Origin of the sequence: Mycetocola saprophilus (assembly GCF_000718085.1) — a bacterium.
Classification (GTDB): Bacteria; Actinomycetota; Actinomycetes; order Actinomycetales; family Microbacteriaceae; genus Mycetocola; species Mycetocola saprophilus.
This window is the reverse complement of record NZ_JOEC01000002.1, coordinates 347,753-363,149: the sequence shown is the minus strand read 5'-3', so window position 1 is coordinate 363,149 and position 15,397 is coordinate 347,753. Positions and strand designations below refer to the sequence as shown.

Genomic DNA, 15,397 nt, shown 5'->3' with positions numbered 1-15,397 from the left:
GAGGGGTTCTAGTTTGCGTAGTGACCGATGAGTCGCACGGCGCCGCCGTCCACACCCTTGGCACCCTGCTCGAAGCCGGTGAAGTCGCGCGCAGAGGTGTGCACGGTTCCCACGGCCCAGGTCGGAATTCCACCGGCGGTGAGTTCCGCGGTGACCGCATCGGCAACCTCCGCGGAAACCACCGCGAAGAATCCGATGCCGAGGTTCCAGGTGCCCTCGGCGCTTTCCAGGCTGGTGCCGGCGATGTCCGAGAGGACCCGGAAGACCGGGGCGGGCGACCAGGTGGAACGCTCCACCTCGACCCAGGAACCCAGCGGCAGCACGCGGGCCAGGTTGGCGGCGATACCGCCACCGGTGACGTGCGAGAGGGAGTGGATGGCACCGTCGAAACGCTCATCGCCGAGCAGGTTCAACAGCGGGGTGGTGTAGAGCCGGGTGGGCTCAAGCAGTGCCTCACCGAAGCTGGCACCGAGTTCGGCGCTGTGATCGGTGTAGCGAATATCCGCGCCGGCGAGGATGTGCCGGACCAGGGAAAAACCGTTGGAGTGGATCCCGGAGGATTCCAGCGCCAGGACCACGTCGCCGTCCCGCACGCGCTCGGCTCCGAGCACGCGGTCGGCCTCGACCACGCCGCTGGCGGCACCGGCGACGTCGTAGTCATCCACACCCAGCAGACCCGGGTGTTCGGCGGTCTCGCCGCCCACCAGAGCGGTGCCGGTGGCCGAGCATGCACGGGCAATGCCGGCAACGATGTCGGCAATGCGGGCGGGAACCACCTTGCCGCAGGCAATGTAGTCGGTCATGAACAGGGGCTTGGCCCCCACCACGACGATGTCATCCACCACCATGCCAACCAGGTCCTGGCCGATGGTGTCGTGCTTGTCCAGCGCCTGGGCGATGGCCACCTTCGTGCCCACGCCGTCGGTCGAGCTGGCCAGCAGCGGGCGACGGTAGCCCAGCAGGGCGGACGCATCAAACAGACCGGCGAAGCCGCCAAAACCTCCCAGCACCTCCGGTCCGTGCGTGGCGGAAACCGCCTGTTTCATCAGCGAAACCGCGAGGTCTCCGGCGGCGGTATCCACGCCGGCGTCACGGTAGGAGGCGGAGGCAGAGGTCATTTTTGGTCGGTACCCTCGGTCGTAGTCGGAGCCACCGGCTCGTGGAGATCTTGGGGCTCTTCCACGGGGTGCACGTATAGCTTATCCGCATCGATGACGTGTTCTTTGCGTCCAACCAGTCGATCCAAAAGGATGGCCAAACTCCCAAAAATCGCGATCCCCACAACCACGCAGACCAGCGCCAGGAATCCGAAGATCTGCCCCTGGCTAAAGTCCTCATTTTTGGGGAACGAGAAGGTGAGGATCATCGCGGCAACGATGCCCACAACCCCGCCAATCACAATGAATGTGAAGTACTTCGGGGAGCGGCGCACGCGGACGGTGGTGCGGGTACGTTCCTCCTGCAGCGGGTCGGACTGGGGCTCCGGAGACTCGGTCATACCCCTATTCTCCCCTATTGATCGATGCCTGACGAATCGGGAGAATCCGCACAAAAAACCGCGGCCCGGATCCTCTGAGGAGATCCGGGCCGCGGGGTATGGTTCTGGCTACTCGCCGGCCTCGGCCAGGCGGCGACGACGGACCACAACGATGGTGCTCGCGGTGGCGATCACGATCAGGGCGAGCAGGCCGCCCGCGGTCCAGAAGATCCAGGAGTTGTCGGCCGGAGCCTCGGCGGTCGTGACGGCCGGCTTGGCAGCCACCGGCTTAGCCACCTCGGGCTTCGCCTCAACCTTGACGCCGCAGTCGGCGCCCAGCGGGATGCTGAAGGTGACGGCGTCCAGCGCCTCACCGGCCGGGTAGGTTCCAAACGCCGCGGCACCCTCGGCGGTCAGGGTCGCGGGGACCTTGTCGCCGTTCAGCCCGGTTGCGCCGCGGGTCAGCGGGGTCTTGCTCAGATCCAGCTGGGCGAATCGCACCTGCTTCTGATCGATGGCCTGACCATCCTGGGTGGTGCCGTGAACATCCAGCAGCACATAGGCGGTCTTGTCATCCACCAGCTCGATCTGCGGGTTGGCGAGGGTGGTGTCCAGGACGCCCTGGTGTCCGGTGAAGTGCATCGTGCCGGCAAAGGTGACCAGTCCGCGCTGCTTCTCGCCATCCACCGATCCGGTGCCCGCGGTGAACGCGAACTCCGGGTAGGTGAAGGTGGCACCGTCGGCGGCGGTGTACTCACCGCGGGCGATGCCCTCGATGTAGTTCAGGAACGACGCCTTGAAGCCCCAGTTGAGGGTGGCACCCTCGACCGCGCAGCCCTCGGCGAGGGCACGCTCGGCGAGCGTGAACACCACGCCGCGGTTGACCGAGCCCTGGAAGGTCAGCGTGTGCTCGCCGGCCTCGAGGGTTGCGGGCAGCGCACCGGTCCAGCTGGCGTTACCGTTTGCGTCGGCGGCGATGGTGCCGAGCAGGATCGGGGTCGAGTAGACCACTACGCGGATGTCCTTCTCGCCGGGCTGGAAGCCCGAGGCGGTCACGGTTGCGCTCTCGCCGGTGCCGAGCTTGGCCAGCTCGGTCTCGGTGATGTTCAGGCCGGTGGTCGCCGGCGGGGTGGCCGGGATGGGCAGGGTGGTCTTCTTATCCTTGGCCGAGACCGACAGGACGGTACCGGAGACACCCAGCGGGGCGGCGGCCGGCGAACCGATCGTGAAGGTCAGCGGGTCGGCGCTCGGGTAGCGGCCCTGGAAGAGCTCGCCGCCGGCGGCACTCACCTGAACGGGCACGCCGCTCCAGGTGGTGGCCGCACCGTTCTCGGTGCGGGTGGCCGCGCCGAGGTTCAGGGTGCCAAAGACGATCCGGTTGCCGTTCAGGCTCGCGGTCAGGGTCGCGCTGGTGGGCGACAGGACCTGAATGGTCGGGTTGGACAGGGTGTAGTCCAGCACGCCGCCGTGGCCGTAGAAGCGGACACCGCCGGAGTAGCTGACGCTGCCGGTTCCGGTCGTGCGGTTGAAGTCGCTCACCGCGGCCTGGCCGAACTGGAACGCCCCGTTTGCGCGGGTGGCGCCGCCGACGGTGCTCACCGAGCCCTTGGCGATCGGTCCCTGCACGTAGTCGGAGAACTGGTTCTTGATCGACCAGCGCAGCGATCCACCGGTGATGGATGCCACCGGGTTGGTGACGGCGGGCTGATCCACCGGGGGCTTGGTCGGCTCGACGCCGCCGTTGCCGGTTCCCGAGCGCATCGCGATGGTCGCGAAGGCGTCCAGGCTACGGTCGGTGGCCGACAGGCCGTGGGCTGCGGAAGTAGCCACCTCATAGGTCTTGGCCGAGTTCAGGGTGCCGCCGGGTACCTTGAGTGTCGCGGTGAACTTGCCTCCAACAACCAACTCGCGTTTTACATGGACCTGTGCGATCCAGCCGTCGGGCGGCAACGGTGAGTTACCACCCCACGCACCCTTCTCGCCAAGTAGAACATACACACCATTTTCGGCACCAGGGCCGCTGAAAGCGTTCCCGGTCACGGTGAACACATTGTCCACACTGGCGTTGACATCGGCGCTCGGGGTGACCACGATCGAGGGCTTGGTCGGGTCGATGATGATCACCGACTTGATCGAGATGGCCGCCTGGGCATCCAACGAACGGTCAATTTCCGAGAGTTCGTGGGCCGCCGAGGAGAATACCGCGTACTCGCCGCCGGAGACGAACTTGCCGTTCAGCACCACGAGGGTTGCGGTGAAGGCGCCGTCCTTGATCTGGTCGGCAGGCACAAACGTCTGCGCCAGCCAGCCCTGGGGTGGCAGCGGGGTTCCCGCGGCCCAGTTGGACTTCGAACCGATCAGAACGTAGGCACCGTTGACGGCACCCGGGCCAACAAAACCGGTACCCGAGACGGTGAAGGTGTTGTTCTTCGCCGGGTCCACGTCCTTATTCGGGGTGATGGTCAGGCTGGGCTTGGTGACGTCCACCGGCTTGAGCGCGATGGCTGCCTGGGCGTCCAGCGAACGGTCGGTGACCGAGAGGCTGCCCGCAGCCCAGTTGGACTTGGCGCCGATCAGCACGTAGGCACCGTTGGCGGCACCCGCACCGGTGTAGCCGGTACCGGTCACCGTGAAGGTGTTGGCCACCTTGGGGTCGACCGCGGTGTTCGGGGTGATGGTCACCGTCGGCTTGACCGGCGGCACCACCACGGACTTGACGGTGATCGCGGCCTGGGCATCCAGCGAGCGTGCCCGCAGCCCAGTTGGACTTGGCGCCGATCAGCACGTAGGCACCGTTGGCGGCACCCGCACCGGTGTAGCCGGTACCGGTCACCGTGAAGGTGTTGGTGATCGCCGGGTCAACATCGGTGTTCGGGGTGATGGTCAGGGTCGGGTTCGCGGGCTGCGCAACCGGGGCGAAGGTGATCGGGGTCGCCGTCTCGAACAGCGGCTCCTTGGCCCCGCCGCCACCGTAGGTGTAGATGCCATAGGTTCCGGTGGCCGGCTCGTTGGCGTAGCCGGACTTCACGCTCACTGTGGCTTCGAAGCTCCCGTCGGCCTTGAGCTCGATCGCGCCGGATCCGGCCCCACCGATGGTCTCCACGGATTCGGCCGGAACCGCCCACTTCTGTGTGGATACCGAACGGGAAGCGCCGGGGGCGTTTGCCGAGGGCTGCCAGGTGTCGGCGAACTTGCCAAACACCACGTAGGTACCGGTGAACTTGCCCGCCAGCGGCGGACGGGTGCCCACGGTGTTGGCGGTGGGGAGGAAGCCGGTACCCGTCACGGTGACGGTGTCACCGTCGGGGTTCAGGCCGGTGGTCTTGGAGACGGTCACCTTGGGGTTGGCCGTCGGGGCCGCGAAGGTGATCGGGGTTGCGGTCTCGAAGGCCGCCTCAACCGAGCCACCCGCGGCGTAGGTATAGATGCCGAAGTTACCGGTGGCGGGCTCCTTATCGAAGCCCGGCTTCACCAGGATGTCGGCCGAGAATGATCCGTCCGGCTTGAGCTCGATCGCACCGGCGTTTGCCCCGCCGATGACCTGCATCGACTCGGCCGGTACCGCCCACTTGGTCGCTCCGGATACCCGGGCGCTCGAGGGTGCTCCCGCCGAGGGCTGCCAGGTGTCGGCGAACTTGCCAAACACCACGTAGGTGCCGGTGAACTTGCCCGCCAGCGGCGGACGCGATCCCACCGTCTTATCGGTCGGGGTGAAGCCGGTTCCGGTGACGGTGATGGTCTCCCCGGCCGGGTTCAGACCGGTCGTCTTCGACACGGTGACCGTGGGCTGCGGGGTCGGAGTCTGGAAGCTAATCGGGGTCGCCGTCTCGAACAGAGACTCCTTGGCCCCCCCGCCGGGGTAGGTGTAGATGCCGTAGTTACCGGTGGCCGGCTCGTTGGCGTAGCCAGACTTCACGCTCAGCGTGGTCTCGAAGGTGCCATCGGGCTTAATCTCGACGGCGCCCGCCCCGGCGCCCCCGATGGTTGCCATGGATTCGGCCGGCACAGCCCACTTCTGCGCCGAAACCGAACGTGCAGATCCCGGCGCATTCGCCGAGGGCTGCCAGGTGTCGGCGAACTTACCAAACACCACGTAGGCGCCGGTGAACTTCCCCGCCAGCGGCGGACGGGCACCCACGGTGTTCGCCGTCGGGAAGAAGCCGGAGCCCTTCACGGTGACGGTGTCGCCGTCGGGGTTCAGCCCCGTGGTCTTGGAGACGGTCACCTTGGGGTTGGCCGGCTGGTTGACCGAAACTGGCGCGAAGGTGTCCAGGCTGCGGTCGGTGATCGAGAGACCATGGGCGGCCGAGGTGGCCACCTGGTAGGCCTTTGCCGGATCTAGCTTGCCCGCGGGCACCGAGATGGTGGTGGTAAAGGCACCATCCACGATCTGACTCTTCTGCACCCAGGCCTGGCTGATCCAGCCGTCCGAGGGCAGCGCGCTGCCGCCGCTCCACACAGATTTTTCGCCGAACAGGACGTAGGCGCCGTTGGCGGCCCCATCCCCGACGAATCCGGATCCGCTGACCGTGAGTGTGTTGGCCACACTCGGGTCCAGGAACGAATTCGGCGTGACCGAAATCGAAGGGGCGGTGGCGGCCTGGGCGGGGGCACTGCCAACGATCAGACCACCGGCGACAAGCGCCAGTGCCAGGATCGGGGCAAGCCAGACCCGCAGCCGCGAGGACAGGGCTGAGAGGTACACGGAAACTCCAGTGGTGGGTGTGGGGGCTATCCGTTGCTGGCCCGAGATGAAGTACCACTCGAAGCTCGGATAGGTTAGCCTAAGTAAGGCAAGGCTATGAACGAGTAAATCTGGTCGGGACGGCACTTGTCAAGCTGAGGAAAGCCTTACCTCATTAAATCCCCCACGTAGAGCGAGAATCCCGATGTCACCCCGCGGAAAAAGCGTGCGCACCGCCGCACTCCTCACCCTGACCGCGCTGCTGCTCACCGCATGTAGCGCAACGGCAACGACGCCCGAGAACGATGGTTGCGCCCAAACCCCGCTGAGTGAGCTGAAGCTGGACACCCCGGCCAACCAGATCACCGGCGTCTCCGATGCGTGCCTGGCCAACCCGGCCATCGATCCGATCGAGAAGGATCCGACCCCCACGCTTCCGGTCACCGTGACCGACGACGCCGGTGCACAGGTCACCGTGAAGGATGCCTCGCGCATCCTCGCCCTCGACATCTCCGGCACCCTCGCGGCCACCGTCTGGGGCCTGGGCCTCGGCAAGAACCTGATCGGACGCGACGCTTCCACCTCGTTCCCCGGAACCGAGAAGCTGCCGCTGGCCACCGGCTCCAGCCACACCCTGAACGCCGAGGCGATCCTGGCGATGGCCCCGACCGTGATCCTTACCGACGGCAGCCTCGGCCCCAAGGCCGTCCGCGAACAGCTCGCTCAGGCGGGCATTCCGGTGGTCAAGATCACCCAGGACCGCACCATTTCCAACACCGGTGACATCGTGCGCGAGGTCTCCACCGCCCTCGGCATCCCCGAGACCGGCACCAAGCTGACCGAGCGCATCGACAAGGAGCTCAAGGCCAGCCTGGCGGACATCCAGAAGATCGCCCCCACGGACGAATCCAAGCGTCCCCGTGTGATCTTCCTCTACGCCCGCGGCGGCGCGGGCATCTACTACCTCTTCGGAGAGGGATCCGGCGCCGATTCGCTGATCGATGCGATCGGCGGAGTGGACGTAGCCAAGGAGATCGGCTGGAGCGGCATGAAGCCGATGACCGCCGAGGCCCTGATGAACGCCAAGCCCGACGTGCTGCTGATGATGACCGACGGCCTGAAATCGGTCAACGGGATCGACGGGCTGCTCGAGCAGATCCCCGCCCTGGCCTCGACCCCCGCCGGTGAACACCGCCGCGTGGTCACCATGAACGACACCGAGATCCTCGGCTTCGGCCCGCGCACGGCGGCCGTGGTGGAGTCCCTCGCCCGCGCCCTGTATACGGCGCCGGAGCCCAGCGCCACCCCCGCCAAATGAGTGGCGCGCAGGCCCCCGCACGCACCCGTCTGTCCGGGCATCGCCTCACCGGTCGTCGTCTCGCCCTGATCGGCGGGCTGGCGATCGCGCTGGTGCTCGCCATCTTTATCTCGCTGGGACTCGGCCAGTTTCCGATCGCCCCGCACGAGGTGTGGAACCTGATCATCGCCAAGTTCGGCGTCTCGGTCCCGCCCGCGGCCCCCGGTGCCGAGGCGGCGCTCTGGACCGTGCGGATGCCCCGGCTGCTGCTGGGTGTCCTTGTGGGGGCCGCGCTGGCCGGATCGGGTCTGCTGTTGCAGGCGATCTTCGGCAACCCGCTGGCCGATGCCGGCGTGATCGGAATCTCCTCGGGGGCGGCACTCGGCGCGGCCCTGGCAATTGTCACCGGGATGGCCGCCCTGGGCAACTGGACGGTGCCCGCGCTGGCCTTTGTCGGCGGACTGATCAGCGTGTTTGCCGTCTATATGGTGTCCCGCTCGGGCGGGAAAACCGAGGTGGTCACGCTGATCCTTACCGGCATCGCGATCAACGCGATCTGCGCCGCCGGACTCGGGTTCCTCACCTTCCTCGGCAACACGTCCTCGCGCGAGCAGATCGTGTTCTGGCAGCTGGGCAGCCTGAACGGTGCCCTGTGGAAGCAGGTGGCCACCGTATTCCCGGTGGTGATCGTGGGCCTGATCGCCGCCTATCTCGTCGCCCCCAAGCTTGACCTCTTTGCGCTGGGCGAGAAGAGCGCCCGCCACCTGGGTGTCAACGTGGAGGCGCTGCGGATCACCGTCATCCTGCTGGTCGCCGTGCTGGTTTCGGTGGCCGTGGCCTTCACCGGCATCATCGGTTTTGTGGGTCTGGTGATCCCGCACCTGATGCGGATGATCATCGGCCCCGCCCACCGGCCGCTGCTGCTGGCCTCGGTGCTCGGCGGCGCGCTGCTGGTGGTGCTCGCCGACCTGTTTGCCCGCACCGCGATTGCCAATGCGGACCTGCCGATCGGCATGGTCACCTCGCTGGTGGGCGGACCGTTCTTCTTCTGGCTGCTGATTCGCACCCGTAAGTCGCAGGGAGGATGGGCATGAGCGATCTGATGGCCGAGCGCGTTTCGCTGTCGTTCTCGGGAAAGCCCGTGCTGCGGGATGTGTCGCTGCGGGTCCTTCCCGGGGAACTGCACGCCCTGATCGGGCCCAACGGTGCCGGGAAGTCCACGCTGCTGGCGATGCTCTCGGGCGATCGCACCCCGGCGTCCGGGGCGGTGCTGCTCGACGGGAAGAACCTCGGCGAGTGGCGTCCGAAGGAGCTGGCCCGCGAGCGCGCGGTCCTCACCCAGGACAACACGGTCACCTTCCCGTTTACCGCCGCGCAGATCGTGGAGATGGGACGCGCGCCCTGGCAGCGCACCCCCGCCGAGGACGAGGATGAGCGGGCGATCGCCGAGGCGGTGGCTCAGACCGACGTGGCTCACCTGATGGACCGCACGATCCCGCACCTCTCCGGCGGCGAGCGCGCCCGTGTAGCTCTGGCCCGGGTGCTCGCCCAGCGCGCGCCGATTGTGCTGCTGGACGAGCCCACCGCGGCCCTCGATCTGCGCCATCAGGAGGACGTGCTGCGCATCGCCCGCGACCGGGCTCGCGCCGGCGATGCCGTGGTGGTGGTGCTGCACGATCTGAACCTTGCCGCCGCCTATGCCGACCGGATCACCCTGCTCTCGCGCGGAAGCATCGCGGCCTCGGGCACCCCGAGTGAGGTGCTGACCGCCGAGCGGGTCGAGGAGGTCTACGGCCAGCGGGTCGAAATCATCGAGCGCCCGGGCCGCCCGCCCCTGATCGTGCCGCTGCGCTAGTCCCGGGGTACTAGCTTCGGGAGTGTGCGCGGGTGGGCTGGCGACCGAAGAAGAACCAGGTGAGTGATCCGATCAGCGGCAGGAAGATGATCGCCAAGGCCCAGAGGGCTCGGAACGAGTCGGCGGGGGTGCCGGTGCGCGGGCTGCGCGCCAGCGAGATCAGCGCGGCGACGGCCAGGCCGATGATCGCCAACAGGACCAGGCTCCAGACGATGTCGTAGCCGGCTGGTAGCAGCGGATTCGGTTCCATGGTTCCCCCTCGATAGTGGGCCTCAGAATAACAGTCGTTTGCTTTGATCGAGATCACGTTACCCACTAAACCCGCAGATCGCGGTTCCCCGCGCTACAGTAGTCAGGCGGTTGTCTTCTTATACTGCGAAAGGTACCCCCGCCAAAAGCAGGGGTACCTAGCGGATCACATCAACGAAATTTTCTCCAAAATGCTCGTGAATACTGACGGCACATCGCCCTCTGCACGTTGAGTGACCGTCCGATAAGCATCCGCATTCTTCTGGATTGGCATCTCAACCTCTGACTCAAGCTTTCTAAACTCGGTCATCCAGCCAGGCCAGTATTCGTTCAACGAAGCTTCAAGATGGTCACCAAAAATCGCAACCGATGGCCCAACCGATTCCGCGGGAAAATCAACCTCCGCTAGGCCAAAGTACTTTAGTAGTGCCCGGTTAGATTTCGTGTGCGTCGTGGATTCATTTGCAACGGCGGCGTCACTTTTCCCTTTTGCCCGTGCTCGACTTTCAAACCCAGCATCTGCATCAAAAACCGAATATGTTGGGATGCCAATGCTGTCAAGAATGGCGTGGGCCAGAGGAATATTCATTTTGCCTGAAACAGCAACCACCGCGATTCCACGCGCCTCGAGTGCAGCTGTCCCCGATCTGTCTGCAATTCCAGCGATCACCGCACCATCTGAGCTTCCCTCTACGAGCAGTGCGCCTGAAGAAAACAGCGCTGTGGAGAGCTGATTCGAAATAGTTCCGCCTAATTGTGACTGCACTGAGTCAGCTTTCACTACATCGGCTAACTTATGCTTTACCGCGTCCATATCAGTACTGTGCACAGAAACTTCAGGCTTTTCACTCGTTGTACGCACTAGTCGCCTAATCTGCTGAAAATTACTCGGCTCAACGAAATAGGGGCTATGGGTTGCGTACGTAACTTGAATATGTCGTTCATTGTCTTCGGCGAGCGCGCGGAGAACCTTTGAAAATGCCAACGCTTGAGTTGGGTGCTGAAATAGCTCCGGTTCTTCGATGGCAAGACAAATCACTCCCTCGTCCGATGACGCGGCTGTCTGTGCCAAAAGTTGAAGCGCCGAGATCAGAAGTGTTCTTTGAAACCCGTGGCCTTGGCGCTCGATTACAGTTTCGGTTTTGCCATCCTGCACCGAAACACTAAACGTCGTACGTGGGGCTTTAAGTTCGATTGCAGAAGGTTTAACAGAAATCATCCGACCTGGGACGTAAGCACCTATAAGACTGTTAAGGGAGCGTTGAACGCCTTCCAGCTGGTCCGAGAATCTCTCCCCATAGACCGCTTGCTGTTTCTTTTGACTATCTTCGACTATCGCTGCAATCTCAGAATCTGCGGCCGACCGATCGACAGTTCTCTCAAGGATCCGACCGATGATGCTTGCTTTGGAGTCTTCCGATTCTTCGGTCGCACGTAAATCGGCAGTGACCAAAACGAAATCGAAAAGGCCACTCATTTTCCCGTTACCGTTAAACCCGAAAAAGTTGGTCTGCACTTCGGGGACATTTTCTAGGCGTTCTAGATTTTGGGCTTCCCATGTCGTCAGAGCCTCATCGATTCTTGGACCAGTTGCAGCTACAGGTAATCCAAGTTCAGGATCGGCCTCACGAAGCTCGATGTAACTTAGCTTCTTTTCTGCTGCCGTTGACGCTGTCTTGATCTTGCTGAAGGCGGGGAAGCCCTTGGCGTTAGCGGATAAGGTCTCTGCCCCAGCGGTGTCACGAATCTTCCAGGCTGTAAACGTGTCCGATCCAGGAGTCACATATTTGCCGAGTGCTTGCCTATCAGCGTCGCTTAGTTCATTGAACGTTACCCGCACTTCAATTGGTTCGTGTACGTCTCCATTTGAACAATCTGCTTCTCCAAGCTCGCTGCCTTTTGAACCGTTGAAAAACCAATCAAGTGCACGAAGAACTGTTGACTTCCCCACACCATTTGGACCAATGAATGTTGTTACGGCTTCAAAACCAATCTCGACATCCTTTAACGATCGAAAATTCTTAATCGATACCTTAGAAATCCTCATGGAGCATTAGTGTCACAGCGATTCATGCCGTCCAACAGTCCCAATACGCGGGCCTACGCCCCGCCGGAGAGCCGGATCGTGGTGCCCGCGGTGTAGCTCGCATCCGGCGAGACCAGCCAGGCGATGGCCGCGGCGATCTCGTCCGGTTCGGCGGCGCGGCCCAGCGGGATACGCGCGGCCGCCTTTTTCGGGCGGTCGGCCTCCCCGGCATCCGCATGGATATCGGTCATCGTGGTGCCCGGGGCCACCCCGACCACCCGGATTCCGTGCGATGCCACCTCGGCGGCGAGCCCCTGAGTCAGCGCATCCACCCCGGCCTTGGCCGCCGCATAGTGCACATACGTGTTGGGGGATCCGTTGCGGGCGGCGGTTGAGGAGACGTTCACCAGCACGCCGGGCGTCTCGGCGGCGAGGAATTCGCGCACCGCACGCCGGGCGACCAGCACCGCCGAGGTCAGGTTGATGTTGATGACCTCACGAACGATGTCGCTCGGGGTCTCGGCCAGTGGTCCGATGTGCAGGGTCGCCCCGGCGTTATTCACCACGTTATCCAGGTGACCGAAACGCTCAAGCGCCGCGGTAAAGAGGGTGTCGATGCCCGCGTCGGTGGACAGGTCGGCCCCGACCACCAGGACCTCGGTTCCGGCCTCGGCCAGCTCGGAGGTCAGCGCCTGCGCCGCGGCGATATTACCCCGATATCCGAGCACCAGCGTGTGTCCGGCGGCCGCGAGACGGCGGGCGGTTGCGGCCCCGATGCCGCGGGTTCCGCCGGTGATCAGCGTGACTGGGGCGTAGTTCTCGGCGGCGCTCACTCGGCAAACCTTCCGCGCAGCAGCGGCAGCAGGCCGCCGATATCGGCGCGCTGACCCGACGCGTAGACCTTCCCCGCCTGCACCGCGTCATCCCAGTCCAGGATGCCACGGGCGAGGTCCAGCCACACCTCGGCGGTCATCTCCACCACGTTCGGCGGGGTGCCGCGGGTATGCCGCGGACCCTCGATGCACTGGGTGGCCCCGAAGGGTGGAACCCGTACCTCGACGGTGTTCCCGGGTGCGCGCTCGGCGAGCAGCTGAAGCGTGTAACGAACCGCCATCGCCTTCTGATCGCGGGTGGGTGCCTCGCCGCGGGTGGCCAGAACGGCCGCGAGACCGTCGGAATCGGGTATCTGTGCACGTGCCATACCTCTAGGCTAGTACCGTGAAGATCCTGGTCCTCGGCTCCGGTGCCCGTGAGCATGCAATCGTCCTGTCCCTGCTCGGCGAAGACGCCGGCCACGCCATCGTGGCGGCCCCCGGCAATGCCGGTATCGCCGCGCGCGTGCCCGTGGTTGCGGTGAACGCCACCGACCCCGAAGCGGTCACCGAACTCGCGCGTGCCGAAAACGCCGACCTGGTGATCATCGGTCCCGAAGCCCCGCTGGTGGCCGGTGTGGCCGACGCGCTGCGTGCCGCCGGCTTCGCGGTGTTTGGTCCCGACCGGGCGGCCGCCGCCCTCGAGGGCTCGAAGAACTTCGCCAAGCGGATCATGTCCGAGGCGAATGTCCCCACCGGACGGGCGTTCCGCGCGTCCACCGTCGAGGAGGTTGTGGCCGCCCTCGACGAGCTCGGCGCACCCCACGTGGTCAAGGCCGACGGCCTGGCCGCCGGCAAGGGCGTGCTGGTCACCTCCGACCGCGACGCCGCGATCGAGCACGCCCGCCAGTACCTCGATGCCGGCAGCGTGCTGATCGAGGAGTTCCTCGACGGCGAAGAGGTCTCCCTGTTCTTCCTGAGCGACGGCCAGAACGTGCTGCCGCTCTCCCCTGCCCAGGACTTCAAGCGCCTGCAGGACGGCGACGCCGGCCCCAACACCGGCGGCATGGGCGCCTACTCCCCGCTGCCCTGGCTGGATGAGCACTTTGGCTCCGAGCGCGCGTTTGTGGACCAGGTGCTGGACACCGTGGCCGCCCCGGTCATCCGTCAGCTGGCCGCCGAGGGCACCCCGTTTGTGGGCCTGCTCTATGCGGGTCTGATCCTGGTGGATGGTGGCCGCACGGTCAAGGTCATCGAGTTCAACGCCCGATTCGGCGATCCCGAGACCCAGATCGTCCTGCCGCGCCTCACCTCCAACCTCTCCGAGCTGCTCTATGCGGCCGCGACCGGCACCCTGGCCGAGCAGCCCCGTCCGGAATTCTCCGACCAGGCCGCGGTCACCGTGGTGCTCGCGAGCGAGGGCTACCCCGAGGCACCGATCACCGGTCGAGTGCTCACCGGCCTGGCCCACGCCGAAAACATCCCCGGCGTGCACCTGACCCACGCGGCAACGGCCGTTCAGGGCGATGCGCTGTTCGCCACCGGTGGGCGCGTACTCAACGTGGTGGGCCTCGGTGATGACTTCACCGGCGCCCGTGCCGCCGCCTATGCGGCGCTGGACAAGATCGGCCTGGAGGGCGGTCAGTACCGCACCGACATCGCCGCGAAGGTTGCAAACTAGTCCTCATACCACTCCCGCAGCAGGGGCCGGCACCACGGGGTGTCGGCCCCTGCTGCGTTCACAACACGAACGTCGAGACGGCGTTGATGACCAAGCCATTTCGATGGATAACTCGTCATCCTGGTGGCAAGAGTGACCAAAGGCGACAAGATCGCAAATGTTATCTATTCATGCTCTGACCTGGGGGTATACCGTCAATCTGTCCGCAAAACGTACGTCCGTTAGGGCCATCGCCCACACCGAAATAATCGTATATTTTGCGGTCAAGAATGCCCATCACTCCGTGAGGAAATCATGAACCGTCACACCGCCACCCTCTCCGCGCTTGCGCTCGGCCTCCCGCTACTCCTTGCCGGCTGCGCAACGACCGACACCACCCCGTCAGCCTCCCCCTCCCCCTCGGCCTCGGCACCGACGGGTGCGGCCGCCTGGTCCTACTCCGGTGCGACGGATCCCGGGCACTGGGGTGACGTCTCGGCAACCTGCGCGACCGGCACGGCACAGTCCCCGATCAACATCAACACGGCCGATCTCAACAGGGAGCCCGCCCAAGCCCCCGAGATTCACTATCAGGCCAGCATCTTCGAGGTGGAAAACAACGGTCATACGATCGAGGCAGCCCCTGCCAATCACACGGATAACTATGTTGTGATCAACGGTACTCAGTACTTCCTCCAGCAGTTCCACCTGCACACCACCAGCGAGCACACGATCGATGGTAAACACGCGGACCTCGAACTCCACCTGGTCAATAAGAGTGCAGACGGTGCGGTCGCCGTCCTCGGGGTCCTGTTTAATGCGGGCGAGGCAAACCAGGCCCTGGCCGGCCTCTTCGACTCAATGCCTAAATATGTGAGCGCGGATGACCACCCCGAGCCCATTCCCGGCACCCTCAACCCCGCCGATTTGTTCCCCGCAGGCTCCGAGGTATTGGAGTACGAGGGCTCACTTACCACGCCGCCCTGCACCGAGGGCGTGCACTGGAACGTGTATCAGACTCCGGGCGCAATCTCCGCCGAACAGCTGTCGGCATTCCAGGCGCTGTACCCCAAAAACGCCCGCCCGGTTCAGGATCTGGATGGTCGCAGCGTGAATGAGGTACCCGCCTCCTAGTCCGCTGCCGGGTCGTCGGGGTAACGCCTCGACGACCCGGCTTGCCCCCTTATTCGCCCGTGCACAGGAAGATCCGCTCGAGGCTCCACGGATTTTCCGTGGGCAACCCCACCTAGCATTGGGGCAGGCCCGCAATGAATCCATTCCTCCCTCAGCAATCTTTCAGCTACGTAGTTTCACCCGAAATCACGCGATTTTTGGAT

General features: G+C 64.7%; 13 protein-coding genes. 5 read left to right on the top strand and 8 right to left on the bottom strand.

Features of this window, described 5'->3' with window-relative positions:
- Window positions 1-8 precede the first annotated feature (8 nt).
- The 4 genes from purM to IE92_RS18900 all read right to left on the bottom strand — a co-directional run bounded on the left by purM (window position 9) and on the right by IE92_RS18900 (window position 6,182).
- Window positions 9-1,118, bottom strand: coding sequence for a phosphoribosylformylglycinamidine cyclo-ligase (gene purM, locus IE92_RS0107485; RefSeq protein WP_030147881.1), 1,110 nt, complete (start codon window positions 1,116-1,118; stop codon window positions 9-11).
- On the bottom strand, window positions 1,115-1,498 hold the full coding sequence (locus IE92_RS0107480) for a hypothetical protein (protein WP_051701707.1): 384 nt from the start codon (window positions 1,496-1,498) through the stop codon (window positions 1,115-1,117). The genes purM and IE92_RS0107480 overlap by 4 nt, the downstream gene beginning before the upstream one ends.
- Window positions 1,499-1,606: 108 nt before the next feature.
- Window positions 1,607-3,238 carry an HtaA domain-containing protein gene (locus IE92_RS18905; RefSeq protein WP_245601279.1) on the bottom strand — a complete coding sequence of 544 codons (1,632 nt, stop codon included), beginning with the start codon at window positions 3,236-3,238 and terminating at the stop codon, window positions 1,607-1,609.
- Between the two features lie 685 nt (window positions 3,239-3,923).
- Window positions 3,924-6,182 (bottom strand): hypothetical protein, encoded by a 2,259-nt coding sequence (locus tag IE92_RS18900; RefSeq protein WP_030147878.1) that lies wholly within the window; start codon window positions 6,180-6,182, stop codon window positions 3,924-3,926.
- 184 nt (window positions 6,183-6,366) lie between these two features.
- Here IE92_RS18900 and IE92_RS0107465 point away from each other — a divergent pair, with 184 nt between their 5' ends.
- The 3 genes from IE92_RS0107465 to IE92_RS0107455 are packed head-to-tail and all read left to right on the top strand — an operon-like array spanning window position 6,367 to window position 9,313.
- Complete coding sequence (locus tag IE92_RS0107465) at window positions 6,367-7,479, top strand: heme/hemin ABC transporter substrate-binding protein (protein WP_030147877.1); 1,113 nt, start codon at window positions 6,367-6,369, stop codon at window positions 7,477-7,479.
- Window positions 7,476-8,552: a FecCD family ABC transporter permease gene (locus IE92_RS0107460; protein WP_030147876.1), complete on the top strand. Its 1,077-nt coding sequence runs from the start codon at window positions 7,476-7,478 to the stop codon at window positions 8,550-8,552. The genes IE92_RS0107465 and IE92_RS0107460 overlap by 4 nt, the downstream gene beginning before the upstream one ends.
- A complete protein-coding gene (locus IE92_RS0107455) occupies window positions 8,549-9,313 on the top strand; it encodes a heme ABC transporter ATP-binding protein (RefSeq protein ID WP_245601238.1) in 765 nt (254 codons plus the stop codon). The genes IE92_RS0107460 and IE92_RS0107455 overlap by 4 nt, the downstream gene beginning before the upstream one ends.
- Window positions 9,314-9,323: 10 nt before the next feature.
- Here IE92_RS0107455 and IE92_RS0107450 read toward each other — a convergent pair whose 3' ends face one another.
- The 4 genes from IE92_RS0107450 to IE92_RS0107430 form a co-directional block, all read right to left on the bottom strand.
- A complete protein-coding gene (locus tag IE92_RS0107450; protein WP_030147874.1) occupies window positions 9,324-9,563 on the bottom strand; it encodes a PLD nuclease N-terminal domain-containing protein in 240 nt (79 codons plus the stop codon).
- 165 nt (window positions 9,564-9,728) lie between these two features.
- Window positions 9,729-11,609 carry an ATP-dependent nuclease gene (locus tag IE92_RS17805; protein WP_081863959.1) on the bottom strand — a complete coding sequence of 627 codons (1,881 nt, stop codon included), beginning with the start codon at window positions 11,607-11,609 and terminating at the stop codon, window positions 9,729-9,731.
- 53 nt (window positions 11,610-11,662) lie between these two features.
- Complete coding sequence (locus tag IE92_RS0107435) at window positions 11,663-12,421, bottom strand: SDR family NAD(P)-dependent oxidoreductase (protein WP_030147873.1); 759 nt, start codon at window positions 12,419-12,421, stop codon at window positions 11,663-11,665.
- A complete protein-coding gene (locus IE92_RS0107430) occupies window positions 12,418-12,789 on the bottom strand; it encodes a sterol carrier family protein (protein WP_030147872.1) in 372 nt (123 codons plus the stop codon). The genes IE92_RS0107435 and IE92_RS0107430 overlap by 4 nt, the downstream gene beginning before the upstream one ends.
- A 17-nt stretch (window positions 12,790-12,806) precedes the next feature.
- Between IE92_RS0107430 and purD the strand changes: the two genes are divergently transcribed.
- Both purD and IE92_RS0107420 read left to right on the top strand, forming a co-directional pair.
- Window positions 12,807-14,081 carry a phosphoribosylamine--glycine ligase gene (gene purD, locus IE92_RS0107425; protein ID WP_030147871.1) on the top strand — a complete coding sequence of 425 codons (1,275 nt, stop codon included), beginning with the start codon at window positions 12,807-12,809 and terminating at the stop codon, window positions 14,079-14,081.
- Window positions 14,082-14,375: 294 nt separating this feature from the next.
- Window positions 14,376-15,194 carry a carbonic anhydrase gene (locus tag IE92_RS0107420; protein ID WP_030147870.1) on the top strand — a complete coding sequence of 273 codons (819 nt, stop codon included), beginning with the start codon at window positions 14,376-14,378 and terminating at the stop codon, window positions 15,192-15,194.
- Window positions 15,195-15,397: the final 203 nt, after the last annotated feature.

Excerpts from the sequence above, each read along its gene's own strand:
- IE92_RS0107420 (WP_030147870.1), top strand. The coding sequence starts at position 14,376 with ATGAACCGTCACACCGCCACCCTCTCCGCGCTTGCGCTCGGCCTCCCG.
- IE92_RS18905 (WP_245601279.1), bottom strand. The coding sequence starts at position 3,238 with ATGCGCTCGGGAACCGGCAACGGCGGCGTCGAGCCGACCAAGCCCCCG.
- IE92_RS0107460 (WP_030147876.1), top strand. The coding sequence starts at position 7,476 with ATGAGTGGCGCGCAGGCCCCCGCACGCACCCGTCTGTCCGGGCATCGC.
- purM (WP_030147881.1), bottom strand. The coding sequence starts at position 1,118 with ATGACCTCTGCCTCCGCCTCCTACCGTGACGCCGGCGTGGATACCGCC.
- IE92_RS17805 (WP_081863959.1), bottom strand. The coding sequence starts at position 11,609 with ATGAGGATTTCTAAGGTATCGATTAAGAATTTTCGATCGTTAAAGGAT.
- IE92_RS0107430 (WP_030147872.1), bottom strand. The coding sequence starts at position 12,789 with ATGGCACGTGCACAGATACCCGATTCCGACGGTCTCGCGGCCGTTCTG.
- IE92_RS0107455 (WP_245601238.1), top strand. The coding sequence starts at position 8,549 with ATGAGCGATCTGATGGCCGAGCGCGTTTCGCTGTCGTTCTCGGGAAAG.
- IE92_RS0107480 (WP_051701707.1), bottom strand. The coding sequence starts at position 1,498 with ATGACCGAGTCTCCGGAGCCCCAGTCCGACCCGCTGCAGGAGGAACGT.
- IE92_RS0107450 (WP_030147874.1), bottom strand. The coding sequence starts at position 9,563 with ATGGAACCGAATCCGCTGCTACCAGCCGGCTACGACATCGTCTGGAGC.
- IE92_RS0107465 (WP_030147877.1), top strand. The coding sequence starts at position 6,367 with ATGTCACCCCGCGGAAAAAGCGTGCGCACCGCCGCACTCCTCACCCTG.